The 13,769-nt window shown below is 43.2% G+C and carries 13 protein-coding genes; 7 read left to right on the top strand and 6 right to left on the bottom strand.

Annotated elements, in window-relative coordinates:
- Nucleotides 1-98: 98 nt before the first annotated feature.
- Nucleotides 99-1,736 carry an electron transfer flavoprotein-ubiquinone oxidoreductase gene (locus IEE84_RS11900; protein ID WP_057762658.1) on the bottom strand — a complete coding sequence of 546 codons (1,638 nt, stop codon included), beginning with the start codon at nucleotides 1,734-1,736 and terminating at the stop codon, nucleotides 99-101.
- Between the two features lie 551 nt (nucleotides 1,737-2,287).
- Here IEE84_RS11900 and IEE84_RS11895 point away from each other — a divergent pair.
- The 4 genes from IEE84_RS11895 to IEE84_RS11880 all read left to right on the top strand — a co-directional run bounded on the left by IEE84_RS11895 (nucleotide 2,288) and on the right by IEE84_RS11880 (nucleotide 5,981).
- The gene (locus IEE84_RS11895) at nucleotides 2,288-3,097 is read left to right on the top strand and encodes a DUF1285 domain-containing protein (protein ID WP_191114315.1); all 810 of its coding nucleotides are present in this window, start codon (nucleotides 2,288-2,290) and stop codon (nucleotides 3,095-3,097) included.
- Nucleotides 3,098-3,383: 286 nt separating this feature from the next.
- On the top strand, nucleotides 3,384-4,298 hold the full coding sequence (gene murI / locus IEE84_RS11890; protein WP_191115481.1) for a glutamate racemase: 915 nt from the start codon (nucleotides 3,384-3,386) through the stop codon (nucleotides 4,296-4,298).
- Between the two features lie 171 nt (nucleotides 4,299-4,469).
- Nucleotides 4,470-5,444 carry a DUF4062 domain-containing protein gene (locus tag IEE84_RS11885; protein ID WP_191114314.1) on the top strand — a complete coding sequence of 325 codons (975 nt, stop codon included), beginning with the start codon at nucleotides 4,470-4,472 and terminating at the stop codon, nucleotides 5,442-5,444.
- 237 nt (nucleotides 5,445-5,681) lie between these two features.
- Nucleotides 5,682-5,981: a hypothetical protein gene (locus IEE84_RS11880; protein ID WP_057761845.1), complete on the top strand. Its 300-nt coding sequence runs from the start codon at nucleotides 5,682-5,684 to the stop codon at nucleotides 5,979-5,981.
- Nucleotides 5,982-6,098: 117 nt separating this feature from the next.
- On the opposite strand, the gene IEE84_RS11875 is transcribed toward IEE84_RS11880, so the two are convergent.
- The 4 genes from IEE84_RS11875 to msrA all read right to left on the bottom strand — a co-directional run bounded on the left by IEE84_RS11875 (nucleotide 6,099) and on the right by msrA (nucleotide 9,949).
- Complete coding sequence (locus IEE84_RS11875) at nucleotides 6,099-7,559, bottom strand: lytic murein transglycosylase (RefSeq protein WP_191114313.1); 1,461 nt, start codon at nucleotides 7,557-7,559, stop codon at nucleotides 6,099-6,101.
- Between the two features lie 227 nt (nucleotides 7,560-7,786).
- Nucleotides 7,787-8,500 (bottom strand): DUF1499 domain-containing protein, encoded by a 714-nt coding sequence (locus IEE84_RS11870; RefSeq protein ID WP_191114312.1) that lies wholly within the window; start codon nucleotides 8,498-8,500, stop codon nucleotides 7,787-7,789.
- Between the two features lie 49 nt (nucleotides 8,501-8,549).
- On the bottom strand, nucleotides 8,550-9,242 hold the full coding sequence (gene tmpT / locus IEE84_RS11865) for a thiopurine S-methyltransferase (protein WP_191114311.1): 693 nt from the start codon (nucleotides 9,240-9,242) through the stop codon (nucleotides 8,550-8,552).
- A gap of 185 nt (nucleotides 9,243-9,427) precedes the next feature.
- Nucleotides 9,428-9,949, bottom strand: a complete 522-nt coding sequence (msrA, locus tag IEE84_RS11860; protein WP_191114310.1) for a peptide-methionine (S)-S-oxide reductase MsrA — start codon at nucleotides 9,947-9,949, stop codon at nucleotides 9,428-9,430.
- A gap of 209 nt (nucleotides 9,950-10,158) precedes the next feature.
- Between msrA and cmoA the strand changes: the two genes are divergently transcribed.
- Genes cmoA through IEE84_RS11845 form a run of 3 tightly spaced genes read left to right on the top strand, consistent with a single transcriptional unit; the run spans nucleotide 10,159 to nucleotide 13,208 of the window.
- Nucleotides 10,159-10,959, top strand: a complete 801-nt coding sequence (gene cmoA / locus IEE84_RS11855) for a carboxy-S-adenosyl-L-methionine synthase CmoA (RefSeq protein WP_191114309.1) — start codon at nucleotides 10,159-10,161, stop codon at nucleotides 10,957-10,959.
- Nucleotides 10,960-11,009: 50 nt separating this feature from the next.
- Nucleotides 11,010-12,056 (top strand): tRNA 5-methoxyuridine(34)/uridine 5-oxyacetic acid(34) synthase CmoB, encoded by a 1,047-nt coding sequence (gene cmoB, locus IEE84_RS11850; protein WP_191114308.1) that lies wholly within the window; start codon nucleotides 11,010-11,012, stop codon nucleotides 12,054-12,056.
- A gap of 33 nt (nucleotides 12,057-12,089) precedes the next feature.
- A complete protein-coding gene (locus IEE84_RS11845) occupies nucleotides 12,090-13,208 on the top strand; it encodes a DUF1176 domain-containing protein (protein ID WP_191114307.1) in 1,119 nt (372 codons plus the stop codon).
- Between the two features lie 166 nt (nucleotides 13,209-13,374).
- On the opposite strand, the gene IEE84_RS11840 is transcribed toward IEE84_RS11845, so the two are convergent.
- Nucleotides 13,375-13,593 carry a DUF2788 domain-containing protein gene (locus IEE84_RS11840; protein WP_057761830.1) on the bottom strand — a complete coding sequence of 73 codons (219 nt, stop codon included), beginning with the start codon at nucleotides 13,591-13,593 and terminating at the stop codon, nucleotides 13,375-13,377.
- Nucleotides 13,594-13,769: the final 176 nt, after the last annotated feature.

The following is a 13,769-nucleotide window of genomic DNA, read 5'->3' as shown; positions in this document are numbered from 1 at the left end:
AAAAAACCGCCCGACTCTTATGAAGAGAAGGGCGGTTTTTATTGGAGCGCAGTTTTAATGATATTAACTGTACCAGCTCAAACCAGAATTATCCTGATTTACATGTTTGGGTAGTTAGGACCACCGCCACCTTCTGGCGTTACCCACGTGATGTTCTGTGAAGGGTCTTTGATATCACAGGTCTTACAATGCACGCAGTTCTGCGCGTTGATGACAAACTTAGCGCCTTCAGCGTCTTTAACCACTTCATACACACCGGCTGGGCAGTATAAACGTGCAGGCTCAGCATACAACGGTAAGTTGATTGAAATAGGTACCGTCGGATCAGTAAGTTTTAGATGCGTTGGCTGATCTTCTGCATGGTTAGTATTAGAGATAAATACTGACGACAATTTATCAAATACCAACTTACCATCAGGCTTAAGATAAGTTGGTTGATAAGCATGATTAGCACGCTCCAACTGATCGTAATCTGGGATATTATCATGTAAAGTAAATGGCATTTTACCTTTTAACAAATTGTGCTCGATAAAGGTGAAAGCACCGCCCATGAACAGACCCATACGGTGAATAGCAGGTGAGAAGTTGCGCGACTCATAGTTATCTTGATACAACCATGACTCTTTGTACATTGTGCTATAAGCAACCACTTCATCATGCTGACGGTCAGCTTGCAGTGCCTCAAAGATAGCTTCGGCTGCGAGCATGCCTGACTTCATCGAGGTATGTGTGCCTTTGATTTTTGCTGGGTTTAAGAAACCAGCGTCATCACCTACCAACACGCCACCTGGGAAGGTGAACTTCGGTAATGAGTTTAGACCACCTTTGGTCAACGCACGTGCGCCGTAAGAAATGCGCTTACCGCCTTCTAGAACGTTTTTAATAACAGGGTGCGTTTTCAAGCGCTGCATTTCATCAAATGGAGACATGTATGGGTTGTGGTAAGACAAATCAGCCACAAGACCAAAGCTTACCTGGTTGTTTTCATCAAAGTATAACCACCAGCCGCCAGTAGAGCCAGTTTCAGTCAATGGCCAGCCAAGACCATGCATGACAACACCTTGCTCATGCTTTTCAGGCTCAACTTCCCATAGCTCTTTTAGACCGATACCATAATGCTGAGGATCAGAGTCTTTATCTAGATCAAAACGGCTGATTAAGCGTTTGCCTAAATGCCCACGGCTACCTTCGGCAAAAATAGTGTATTTGGCAAGAAGCTCATAACCAGGCTCAAAGCTCGGCTTGGCTTCACCATTGGCGGCCACACCCATATCACCCGTTAACACACCTCTGACCGAACCGTCGTCGTTGTATAAGATGTCATCGGCAGGGAAGCCTGGGAACATCATGACTTCAAGCTCTTCTGCCTGTACGGCCAACCAACGAACGACATTACCTAGCGAGACAATATAGTTGCCATCATTGTGCATCGGACCTGGAATCAAAGAGTCAGGCACTTTAGTTGAGCGTGTGGCAGAGTTTAAATAATAGAAACGATCTTCTGTCGCTGGCACGTTAAGCGGTGCGCCTTTTTCTTTCCAGTCAGGAATCAGCTCATTTAGAGCACGTGGCTCGATGACTGCACCAGACAACGTATGGGCACCAAACTCAGAGCCTTTTTCGACCACACAAACCATAAACTCATCATTACCAGCTTCAATAGCGAGCTGGCGCAAACGTATGGCAGCAGACAGACCTGCAGGTCCACCACCAACGATGATGACATCGAACTCCATTGATTCGCGTTCGACTTCAGGTTCCGCGGCAACTGGCGCTACGACTGGTTCTGCTTTATTTAGCGTTGCGGTCTCTGTCGCTACTGGTGCGTCAGCATTCACAGTATTACCATCGATAACTGGCGTTTGATTGTCTTGCTCTTGCATACCTACTCCTAAACTTTTAGTGGCTTATCTCAGGGCATCATTAGCTTAACAACTGAATAATAGACTTGCGGCGCTAACGTCACTCAGACATATGGCTGCCCGATAAAACTGTCTTTGCGGCATCAATTGACTCGTCATGGTTGATGCCAATTTATCTAAGGATATCAACGCATAACGTAAGATGTGTCATCAATAAAACACTCACTTGACCATTTCAATAAAAAATCGTTACTCATTATAAAAGAAAAGTCCTACAAACACGATACGCATTTATGAGTATCGATGCTAAGGTAATGTTAAGAAAATGAGGTTGTTATAACGATAAAGTTTCATCATACCTGAAACAAAAATTTATAGTAATAATAGATAAGCCAAACTTTGAATACTAAATAAAGGAATTAATAATGAATAACGATAATAACAGCACTGAAAACAGCACTGAAGACAGCAATGAAAGAATAGCGGAAGCCCCGATCAGTAAGACTTCTAGCCTAGATAGCTTAGATAATTTAGATGCATTAAGCCAGTATATTAAGTCTGCTAAAGGGACTCGCGAAGGGCGTGCGATACCACCGCTTGAAAAATGGCATCCTGAAGATATTGCTGATATGGATTTGACTATCAAAGCAAACGGAGAGTGGTGGCATGAAGGCGGACAAATGACCCGTGAGTCACTGGTCAGCTTGTTTGCCACGATACTATGGAAAGAAGAGAGTAATGGCACTACTGAGTACTTTTTGAAGACCCCTGTACAGAAAATCCGTATCCAAGTTGAAGATGCACCACTTCTGATCAATGATGTCGGTATTGTCTATGAAGATGATATGAGTTGGTTAGAGTTTACAACGACGACAGGGGATGTGGTTCGCTTAGACGATGAGCATTCGATTGTATTAAAGGCGTATAATTCTAATAAGAGCGATTCTAATGACAGCGACTTTAGTGAAAGCGACTTTAATAACAGTGACTTTAGTGAAAGCGATCAAGCGAATCAAGTGAGTACCGCTGACGATGTTGCAGATTCTCAGGAATTAGCGTCTACAGAACAGGTACGCCCATACATGATGGTTAGAAATGGCTTAACCGCACTTATCGGTCGCAATACTTTTTATCACCTGACTGAAATTGGAGCATTATCAGAAGACAATGGTAAGACGATATTGACGCTACAGAGTGGTGGCCAGTCTTATTCATTATCGATGCCTACTGATTAGGTATTATGTCTATCTATTAATTGCTGTATGCCGATGAGTGCTATAATTTTATAATGTCGCTTGATTATCTATTGGGTTGAAAAATTATTATCGTATAAAGGTAGTCGATAGAGAGCCGATGTAGAGTAACGCCCTATACGCAACATATATATAGCGCATTTAACTGAGTAATAAAATTGATGAATAATATGATAATGGCATTAGCATAAAGATGAATATCAAAAACCAGACAGTCGAAAAACTCAGACCGTGTGTCGATATATCTGTTGACCAGAGTCTCAAGGCTATGGATCTAGTAGATGTCAATAAACATGCTGGTAATACAATTGTAAGCGATAAAAATCGTAGTGCGCCCATTGGCGTGTTTGATTCTGGTGTTGGCGGTTTGTCTGTTTATTTGCATTTAGCACAGCAGCTGCCTACTGAGCGTTATGTATATTACGCTGATACGCTGAACGTACCTTATGGTAATCGCGACAGCGAAGATATTGAAATGCTAACACTAAAAGCCGTAGAGTGGTTACATAAGCAAGGCTGTAAGCTAATAGTTATTGCTTGCAACAGTGCTTCAGCATATGCGCTAGATACCGCCCGACGCTGCTATCCACATATACCTATTGTGGGTCTTGTCCCTGCATTAAAGCCTGCGGTATTGGCGAGTAAGAGCGGTCATGTAGCGGTGCTAGCAACCAAAGCGACGTTGAATGGCACCTTATTAAATGATGTTATTGTCAATTTTGCTAAACCTAATAACACAGTAGTCACTAAGTATTTTGATCCGCAACTGGTACCTTGGGTAGAAGCAGGTATGTCAGAACAAGACGAGACCGCTGAAAGATTACGTCAACAGGTACGAGTATTTGCTAATGAAGGTGTTGATCAGTTAGTGTTAGGATGTACGCATTATCCATTTTTTAAGACATTCTTGTTAGATGAGATTGCACAGCAGCAGCTATCCATACAAGTCATTGATTCTGGTCAAGCGATTGCTGAACGAGTTAGACAGCTATTGATTGCAAACAACTTGTCTGCATCATTGATGAGTGCAAAACAAGAAAATCTGTCACAAAAAACCAGTAATAAAAATACCATTACTAGACTACCATTAACTTTTCACGCCACTAAATATAGTGATAGACTATGCGCTTTAGTTGAGCGCTTACTCGGTACAGAAATGGCATTGCAATACTACTCTCATTAGTTATTATCAAAGCTAGTGATATCAATACGCTGTATGCCACGCTGACTCAGTTAAAATAAATTGAGTGCATCTTTTCAAGCCAAGAGTATGCTAGGCTGAGCAAGACAAGATTTTTGTGTTCTATTTTACATCCTATCCTTTTTATGTCACGACATACGCTTAGAGGTAATTGTGCCGAATCGTCGCTATCATATTCATATTATATGCGCTGACAATGACCAGTTGTTGGTTCTAGACAGCTTAGCGATATTTTTTCAGGCACGCGCATTTCTGACCTATGATGTTTCTAGTAAATTATCTAAAGCCTCTTTTTATGGGCGCCAGTGTATTGACTCTTGTGATTACGCAGTCATGATCGTTGGCGACAGCTACGGGACTGTGCAAAAAAACGGCGTTAGCCAGATGCATTTGAGTTATCTAAATGCCAAAGCGAAGCTTAAGCCGCTAATTGTGCTGGTTAAAAACCACTCTTCAGACGCTGTCATCAGCCGACAACTCCAAGAGTTCATTAAGTTAGTCACCAAGCAAGATAATCAACTACATTACTATGATACGGAAGAAGATATTGAGCCATTACTGGTACAGGCTCATTATAATGCAGTCGCCAATAATAAAATGATAGGTGGCTGGGTCAGAGCGCATGACGAAGAGAATGCGACTAGTAAAAAGATTGTGTATGAGAAGACCGTCGATATATTACCTAGTACTACCGAGGTAGAGAAAAACAGTTCTGATGACGAAGACTTTATAGCGGATAAGGTTAGTGAGCCAATTGAGTTAACGGAGTTTTTTGAGATTCAATATAGTGCTCAAGCTTATGAGGGCGGCAATCTAACGGACGTGACCAGATCACTCACACTCTCTTGGCACGAGATACTCATGACCCTCATGAGAATACCGTCTACTTTTTCGAGTTATGGCTTGAAAAATGCCATTAATCGTTTGATTACCGCTAAAGCGGAAGTAGACATCAAAAAAGATATGCCAAACGTTCATGCTGTTTCACGCTGCCAAATCTCTCAAGCTGATATCAATAATTTGCAACGTAAGCTAGTCGGTGCAAACTGGATACAACTGATGACATATGGTACGCGGGTCTCACAGGAGCTTTGGAAACTTACCTTCTACGCAAAAAACCTACTGTAAAATCATACCGCAAGTACAAACAAACAGGACTAGTAATTATTTGCTAGCGTGCTCAATAATAGCCATCTAAAACGTCCACTCTGGCATCACGACTACGTTTTGTAATACAAAGCATACGTGCAATGCTTGTGAATATTCCTCAGACCCGTAATAATGAAGTCAGTCAGTTAACTATGCTAACAACGTTAGCTGTTTGAAAATGACAACTATAATATTAATAATTAGGGAGAGCGTACGATGAGCAATGCTAAAAATGACGAGTTAAAAAGAGAGATTGATGGTCTAGAAAAGTCTATGCATGATGCTGATCAGTTTCATACGTTAGAAGAGCAAGTAGCAGATATGAAACGCCGCGGTATAGATCCTAGCAAGGCTTACAAAGATTTAGACAGTAAAGCCGAAGATGAAGATTGGGGTGATGCGACTTGGAAAGAAAATGGTAAGTGGGAGCCAAAAACGGCTGCCGATCTAGATGACAAAGCTCGTGAAAATTGGAATGGCGACAATGGTCAACCTAAGCCACCACCTATTGTCTAGACAGGTATTTTGAGTCAATTAGACAATTTCTATTAATAACTATCTATAAATAAAAAAGCCACGCTATTGTTAGCGTGGCTTTTTTGATGCGTCTAAATAGTCTTACTTATCTTGCTACTATGAACCTTGGTCTATACGAACAAGTTTGATAGTGCCATCGGCGTCAGTAACGCGGCGATAACGTGTATTGCCAGAAGTTGATGAGCTCACTGATGGTTGAGATGAGTAGCTACTAGGAGCAGTCGTTTGCTGCTGAATTAATTGTCCCATACGATCGGCAGGTGCAGGATTCAGAGGTTTGCTGTTTGCAGGCTGGCCGTATTGAGTTTGACTCGGTGCTGCATTGCCAACGATAGCGCGATAGAATTTTTGACCTGCGCGTCCGTCAGCTGGGAAAATACCGCGACTAGTCTGGTATTGCTGGATAGCGGTACGAGTATTATCTCCGATGATGCCATCTACACCGCCAATGTCATAACCTGCGTTTAGCAACGCTTGCTGAATGTCTTTGGCCTGCTGGCGGCTGATACCAGGATCGTCGGTCGGCCACGCAGTGATAAAGTCTGTTTTGCTGCTGTCTTCGCGAGTGATTAGATCTGATAAGTGTGCGATAGCCAGCGCGTAGTTTTCTGATGCGTTATAAGAGTAGAAAGTGTCGAAGTTTTTACCGACCAAGAAAGCAGGGCCTTCCATACCAGCGGGTAATAATAAGCCTGCACTGCTCAAGTCATACGGTAGCGGACTGCCATTAGCCAACGTTAGACCTTGGTCGCGCCAGTGGCTTATCGATTTTTTATCTTTACGATTAGATGCGGCCCAAAATCCATCAGGTAGTTTGACTTCATAGCCCCAAGGCTCGCCAGTACGATAGCCGCGATTGTCCAAGAAGTTTGCCGTAGAAGCGAGTGCGTCAGGGACGCTATTGACCAAATCACGACGCCCATCTCCATCGAAATCTACTGCCAATTCTAAGAAAGTACTCGGCATAAACTGCGTCTGTCCAAAAGCACCTGCCCATGACCCTGTCATATCATTTGGTGCGATATCACCGTTTTGCACGATTTTTAGCGCATTGGCGTACTCACCTTGGAAATAGCTCTGACGACGATCAAAACAAGATAAGGTCGCCAAAGACTCAAATAATGGTTTTTTACCTAACGTCTGACCAAAGTTAGACTCTACGCCCCAGACACCGAGCACGTGTTCAGCTTTTACGCCATAACGCGACTCAATTTGACGTAGTGTAGAGCCCCATTGACGCTTGGCTCGGATACCATCCTCGACACGCTCTTTGTCTACCAATGCTGACAAGTAGTCCCAGACGTCTTTTTGAAACTCTGGTTGATAATTCAGTGACTGAATGACACTAGGATCAGGCTGGCTTGGGCGATAGTTATTAAAGGTATAACCATCAACACCGCTGAATTTGCTAGAGTTTTTTAGATTGTCTAAGCACTGCTGAAACTCACTATTGGATAAGTCAGGTGCTGGCGGCTGCGCGGCTTGAGCAGTGGTAGCAAGGCTGATGCCGACAGCAACACTAAGCAGCGACAAAGTAGAAAAAGGAGTCAAACGCATGAAAATATCCTATAAACGTTAAAATAATTATCGAAAGGCAAAAAATGATATTAACGTAGAGTAACCAATCTAAACAGTAAAGAAAAGCTGTCGAAGTACCAAGGTTATAAATGGTTACGATAAATTGACGCTGCCGTGAGATTAGAAGAGGATTTCATAGAGCTTAAAATGCAAAGCGTTAAACATTATTTCAACTCGAGGACTATTCCTGAGAAGGTATAACCTGTTTATTTGGCTAGCACACTATTCAGTTCATCAATCAACTTATGAACCCGCGCCGCATTTTTGCCCAAATCGCTCTGTCCAACTCGTGACTTACTACGAACATCAACTAAGCGCTCGCTATCGTTATCAGTCACACGAATGATCACATCATCTTTAAAGCCAAACCAAGCAGTCGTCTCTGTTGCTTCGATGATGCCTTTGTCTACATCAATATTGACTAGCTCCCACCCTAAATTTTCTATGGCTTGTTTGGCTGCTTTGATCAGTTCAGGCTTCGATTGAGTATAGGTCAATGTCTGCAAGTCAGGGTAGGCAGTACGTTGTTGTTCAGCCACTCCTGCACCTGCGTACTCTACGGGATTTGGTGCATCTGCACGTAGTGGAGCAATCTTGACAAACTCAGGCGGATTCACCAGATCGGTAGAAATATCGTGAATAGGCGGTACATTTTTGACCGTATTCATCATGCTAAGCGGAATAGCTATGGCAGTAGCAGCAAGTACGGCTGAGGCTAGTGCGCTCCCAATACTGGCTGTATTGCGTTTAAATAATAGCTGTATAGCTAACAATACCAATGCTGCGATACCAGCAAATAACCCAAATTTAAACCCCGCAAATGCAGTGCCTAATTCTACAACGCCAAACTTATACAATGGGCCCGCCAGAGCAACTAGCAGAATAGCAGTTACACTCATTAGACTGACTATCATTTTCATTCAATGTCTCCATTACCATTTAGCAGCTTGTTAAAGGTTATATGAGTTTTTATTTATTGCTCAATAGCCAAACCTGTTCTGTGACGGTGATATCAGGTGCAGAACCTATAGAAGAAGGCACGCTTGCTAGCTCACTGATTTGGTAGTGAGCGCTATAATACTGCTCTAATTGGTTGGCGTTAATAGAGAAGGGTGATCCATTCCTTTTACGCTGATCGTAATTTAGCGTGAGTAAAAGCTGCGGTGTTATTTCATTGTTAGCACCATTAACTTTACTGGTATCGCTACTAAGTTTCCGCACTTGCTCACTATATCTCACACGCATATCGTCTGGTAGGGCGATTAATGCCGCTTTATCATATACTGCATCAATAGAACCAATATCTTTAGCGGCCAGTGCAAAAATATCAGCGACCCATAAAGTGATGGTCTGTCCCGACAACTGGCCTTGATAGTATCTAATCGCTGGATTGTCTGCCTGTTGATAGACGGTAGGTTCGATGTTTTGCTCAGCAAAAAAATCTTGTACGGCTGTTTCGACCAATTCAACGCCCACCACGTCATAGCCTTGCGTCGCTAGCCAAACCATATCAATAGATTTACCACAAAGCGGAACGAAGACACGGCTACCCGCTGCTAAATCTAAGTGATCAATATACTCAGTTAATAATGGATTGACCATAGATTGATTGAATCCAATGCGACCTTCTTGCCAACGTTTTTGCCAAAACTCAGGGTTCATGCTGTGATCCTCTATTTGCAAGTTTTTATATATAGATTTAGCTTTAATAATATTGATTGGTTATGTCAAATGTATAAATAGTAAAAAGCCAAACACCTATAGTATAAGTGTTTGGCTGATATCTAACATTGGGCTAAGAAACTTTTTGAATAAATAATGTCTTATTCAATTTAGCGAACCCTCATTTAACTAACCATATATTTGCTAAATTCTTTACGCAGTTTGGCAAGTTTTGGCGGTATCGCAAAGTTACAATAAGCCTGTCCTGGGTTTCTGTTGAAGAAGTCTTGATGCGCATCTTCCGCTTGGTAAAACTCAACGGCAGGATGTACTTCTGTGACGACATTAACGCCCATGTCACGCAGTTTATTGATCGTGCGGTCGACCGTTGGTTTTTGACTGTCTTCGGTGTAAAAGACCACGCTGCGATACTGACTGCCAACGTCATTGCCTTGACGATCCATCGTGGTGGGATCATGTGTGGCAAAAAATACGTCGAGGATGACTTCCAACGGGACGGTCGTCTCATCAAACTCAACCTTAATGACTTCGACGTGTCCAGTGTCACCACCGCATACGGCTTCATAGTTGGCTGATACCGCATCACCGCCCATATAGCCTGAAACGACAGACTGCACGCCTTTCACGGATAAAAAGACGGATTCGGTGCACCAAAAGCAGCCACCGCCTAATACGATTGTTTGCATAATTTTTTCCTATTTTTATAAATATAAAATCATCGTTGTTTGTCTAAGTGTTATCTATCAAACAATGTCGTTTAGCTTAGCAGGGGATCTGGTGGCGATAAGTAACAAACAGTAATGTTATAATGGGCTTTTGCTACGTTGATTTGCTATCGATGAATAGCTCGAGCAAAATTGCCAAGTACTTTCTTATTTACGTTCTATTCTAAAAAATGAGTCGCCCCATGAGCCAATCCCAGCCTGCCATTATCAAACATGATACCCTTTTTGATAAACCGTTTACCACGCCATTAGATAAAGCGGCGCGTTTTTCTTTTGATGAGCAAGTGGTGGCTTGTTTCCCCGATATGATTCGTCGTAGCGTACCCGGTTATGGTCAGGTATTGGCTATGCTGCCCATTTTTGCCCGCCGTCACTGCAAGTATCGTCAGCAGAGCGATAGTGGTCAGCGCGTTAGCCGTATTTATGATTTGGGCTGCTCGCTTGGTGCCGCCAGTATGACGCTAGCGGGTGAGTTCGACCCACAAGACTTGCAGATTAAGGCGATTGATATTTCGCCCGCGATGACGACCGAGGCCACGACGTTATTGAGTGAGAATTATCCTGAGCATGATATCGAAGTCATTACTGCAGACATCCGCGACGTTGAGCTTGAGCCATGCGACATGGTGATTTTAAATCTGACGCTACAGTTTTTGCCAGCAGCCGATAGAGTTGCGGTACTAGAGAAAATTTACGCCGCATTAAGTGAAGGCGGTATATTAGTATTAACGGAAAAAACCCACGCCTTTGATGAGCAATACGATGCGTGGTTGGTTGAGCGTTATTACGATTTCAAACGTGCCAATGGCTATACCGAAATGGAAATCAGTGGCAAACGTAATGCGCTAGAAAACGTGCTGATTACGGATACGCTAGATGAGCATCATGCACGGTTAGATCAGGTTGGCTTTAAGCGTCATCTAACGTGGTTTCAGTTTTTGAACTTTGTCTCTATTGTGGCGTTTAAATAATCCTCACTTTTAACACAGTTATTCCTTAATCAATACGGTAATCTGCTTTTATGCTCAACGACACAATCACGCACGCCGAACGCGAACTATATTTAACCCTATTAGAACTATCTCAGCAGTACCCAAGTGCTTACGAATGGCTGACGCGACTGCCAACATGGTTAGGTGATATAAAAGATAAAGCTAACTATGCGCATGCACCTGCTTATCAAGCATCTGTGGCGCGTTTACCAAGTTTGACGGTCAATCACTTCGATCTCAATAGTGATACATTGACGATTGAGGCAGATCTAAATGAGTCTCAGCGCAAACAAACAACGGCGTTATTAAAGCAGCTGATGCCGTGGCGCAAAGGGCCTTTTCAGATTGGCGGTCAAATCGGCGATGATGAGTCAGGTATTAAGATCGATACCGAGTGGCATAGTGATTGGAAATGGCAACGTGTTGCGCCGCATTTGAGTAGGCTAGATGGTCGGCGTGTATTGGATGTGGGCGGTGGCTCTGGTTATCATGGTTGGCGTATGGCTGGCGCAGGGGCGGATACCGTCATTATCATTGATCCATCGTGCTTGTTTTACCATCAGTTTATGGCGATTCGTCATTTTGTTGGCGCAGCAGATGCTCATGAGACGGGCCGCTATCGTACGCATTATATTCCTGTCCCACTTGAAGCATTGCCTGAGCATAGCCAACTGTTTGACACCGTATTTAGTATGGGTGTGCTCTATCATCGCCAGTCACCGTTTGAGCATTTACAACAGCTGCGCGGGCAGTTGGTTAAAGGCGGTGAGCTGGTGCTTGAGACGCTGGTGATTGAAGGTGATGCCAAGACTGTACTGGTGCCGCATGACCGTTATGCTCAGATGAATAACGTCTATTTCTTGCCATCGGTGGCGGCATTAACTGGTTGGCTAGAGAAAGCAGGATTTTCAGATGTGCGCTGCGTCGATGTAGCAGTCACCTCGACTGAGGAACAACGACAAACCGAGTGGATGACCTATCATTCGTTAGCAGACTTCTTAGATCCTAATGATTCGACTAAGACCGTCGAAGGGTATCCTGCTCCCATGCGTGCAACTTTGATTGCAAAAAAATAGCGTTGAGTAGAATAACAATACAAGGAAGTAATAATGAAAATGTCAGCTGCTTTAATGATGGCTACGATCGGTTCGCTATCGCTACCTGCTATGGCAGGATACGGCACACCGTCTGAAGGCTGGGGATTTGTACAAGACGACTGGCAAGTGGTTTGTGATAATACGCATACTTGCCGAGTGGCTGGCTACTCAAGCGACGCCTCAATAGATAAGCCCGCCTCAGTGCTATTCACCGTATCGCCAAAAATTACCACACCAAAGGCGCAAATTCAGCTGGCATCAAAAGCGTCCAAAGATAAGGCTGAGCTGTGGCTAAACAATAAAAACTATGGTGTGCTGCAACCCAATAAAGAAGACAGTCTACTATACGACTTGTCAGCCGAGCAGACGCAGGCCCTGCTTGATCATGCTCGTGTCGCGACCAAGATAGAGATTAGAGTGGGCGACAACTACTGGCAGATTAGCGATAAAGGCATGTCAGCAGTGTTGCTCAAACTAGACGATGTACAAGGTCGGGTAGGGACACCGATAGCATTGGTCAGTAAGAATAATCCAAATCGTCAACGTCCTAAAGCAGCTCTACCAAAACCAATCATTAAAAAAGCATTTGTGTATTCAGCAAAAGATAACAAAACACTTGCTCCATCAAAGCTGGCGTATTTTCAGAAAAATATTGATAAGTGGGTCGATATTAATGCTGAGCAGCTTATAGGGTCCAAGGACATAATGGGCGATTGTGAGCTGATTAACCCAAAAACTGAAACATATCAGCGGATGTCAGAGTATGGCTCTACGATGCTTGGTTGGGACTTTATACCGATTGATGATAGCTATACATTAGCCGCGCATAGTTGCTGGCTAGGTGCTTACAATTCCAGTAACGGCTATTGGCTCATTGATAATGCAAAACCTAGCAAGCCTACCCTTATCACGACAGCAGGAAATGATTATTTTGATGGTGAGATTTCCGCCATTCACAAAGACCGAGGCATTGGTGACTGCTGGAATCGTACTGCATGGACGTGGAATGGTGAGATATTTGCTAAGAGCAAAGAGTCTAGTACGGGAATGTGCCGAGGTTTTGCTGGTGGGGCGTGGGACCTACCAACGTATGTGAGTCAGGTCATAGGGAATAACGCTAAGGCTCAATAGCTTCTTTTATTTAAAAGATTTTGATCTAAGAAGCCTTTATTTAAAAGGCCTTGATTTAAATGACTGACACCTTATAAAGCGCAGCAGTCATAAGCCATATATTACATTTTTAGTTTTGCTACTCATTTCCTAAGAGATATCAAAGAATAGTGATAAAAATGGCCACTTAGATTAACCATTTTTTGAAAGCGACTTCCATGACTATCTTTAGAATAAAACCAACAGAACCTGCACCAAGTGCTAAGAATATCCAAAAAGTACCAGCGCGCCCAGCATCAGACTTTTTAGAGATATCCCACATAATAAAAAACAAGAAAGCGATGAATATCGGCAACAAGACGTACAGTCCCCAACTGGTGACAGTACTGGCGGCAATAGCAAACATGGCGTAATCCTATAATAGAGTAGTAACGCGTCTTCTATATTTTAGAAGAGCCGTACAAACCATCATTATAACGTGGAAGCAGTCAGGTATAAACGACTGCCCAGTATTGAGCAACAGTAACGCTACAATTCACGTTATGAGTTATCTATCAGTTTTGCATCATTGATATTAGTCAG

It is taken from the genome of Psychrobacter sp. 28M-43, from assembly GCF_014770435.1.
Lineage (GTDB): Bacteria > Pseudomonadota > Gammaproteobacteria > Pseudomonadales > Moraxellaceae > Psychrobacter.
This window is presented reverse-complemented; position numbering and strand designations above follow the sequence as displayed.

Bases quoted from the DNA above. Each gene is read 5' to 3' on its own strand.
- IEE84_RS11900 (WP_057762658.1), bottom strand. From the start codon at position 1,736: ATGGAGTTCGATGTCATCATCGTTGGTGGTGGACCTGCAGGTCTGTCT.
- IEE84_RS11895 (WP_191114315.1), top strand. From the start codon at position 2,288: ATGAATAACGATAATAACAGCACTGAAAACAGCACTGAAGACAGCAAT.
- murI (WP_191115481.1), top strand. From the start codon at position 3,384: ATGGATCTAGTAGATGTCAATAAACATGCTGGTAATACAATTGTAAGC.
- IEE84_RS11880 (WP_057761845.1), top strand. From the start codon at position 5,682: ATGAGCAATGCTAAAAATGACGAGTTAAAAAGAGAGATTGATGGTCTA.
- IEE84_RS11875 (WP_191114313.1), bottom strand. From the start codon at position 7,559: ATGCGTTTGACTCCTTTTTCTACTTTGTCGCTGCTTAGTGTTGCTGTC.
- IEE84_RS11870 (WP_191114312.1), bottom strand. From the start codon at position 8,500: ATGAAAATGATAGTCAGTCTAATGAGTGTAACTGCTATTCTGCTAGTT.
- tmpT (WP_191114311.1), bottom strand. From the start codon at position 9,242: ATGAACCCTGAGTTTTGGCAAAAACGTTGGCAAGAAGGTCGCATTGGA.
- msrA (WP_191114310.1), bottom strand. From the start codon at position 9,949: ATGCAAACAATCGTATTAGGCGGTGGCTGCTTTTGGTGCACCGAATCC.
- cmoA (WP_191114309.1), top strand. From the start codon at position 10,159: ATGAGTCGCCCCATGAGCCAATCCCAGCCTGCCATTATCAAACATGAT.
- cmoB (WP_191114308.1), top strand. From the start codon at position 11,010: ATGCTCAACGACACAATCACGCACGCCGAACGCGAACTATATTTAACC.
- IEE84_RS11845 (WP_191114307.1), top strand. From the start codon at position 12,090: ATGAAAATGTCAGCTGCTTTAATGATGGCTACGATCGGTTCGCTATCG.
- IEE84_RS11840 (WP_057761830.1), bottom strand. From the start codon at position 13,593: ATGTTTGCTATTGCCGCCAGTACTGTCACCAGTTGGGGACTGTACGTC.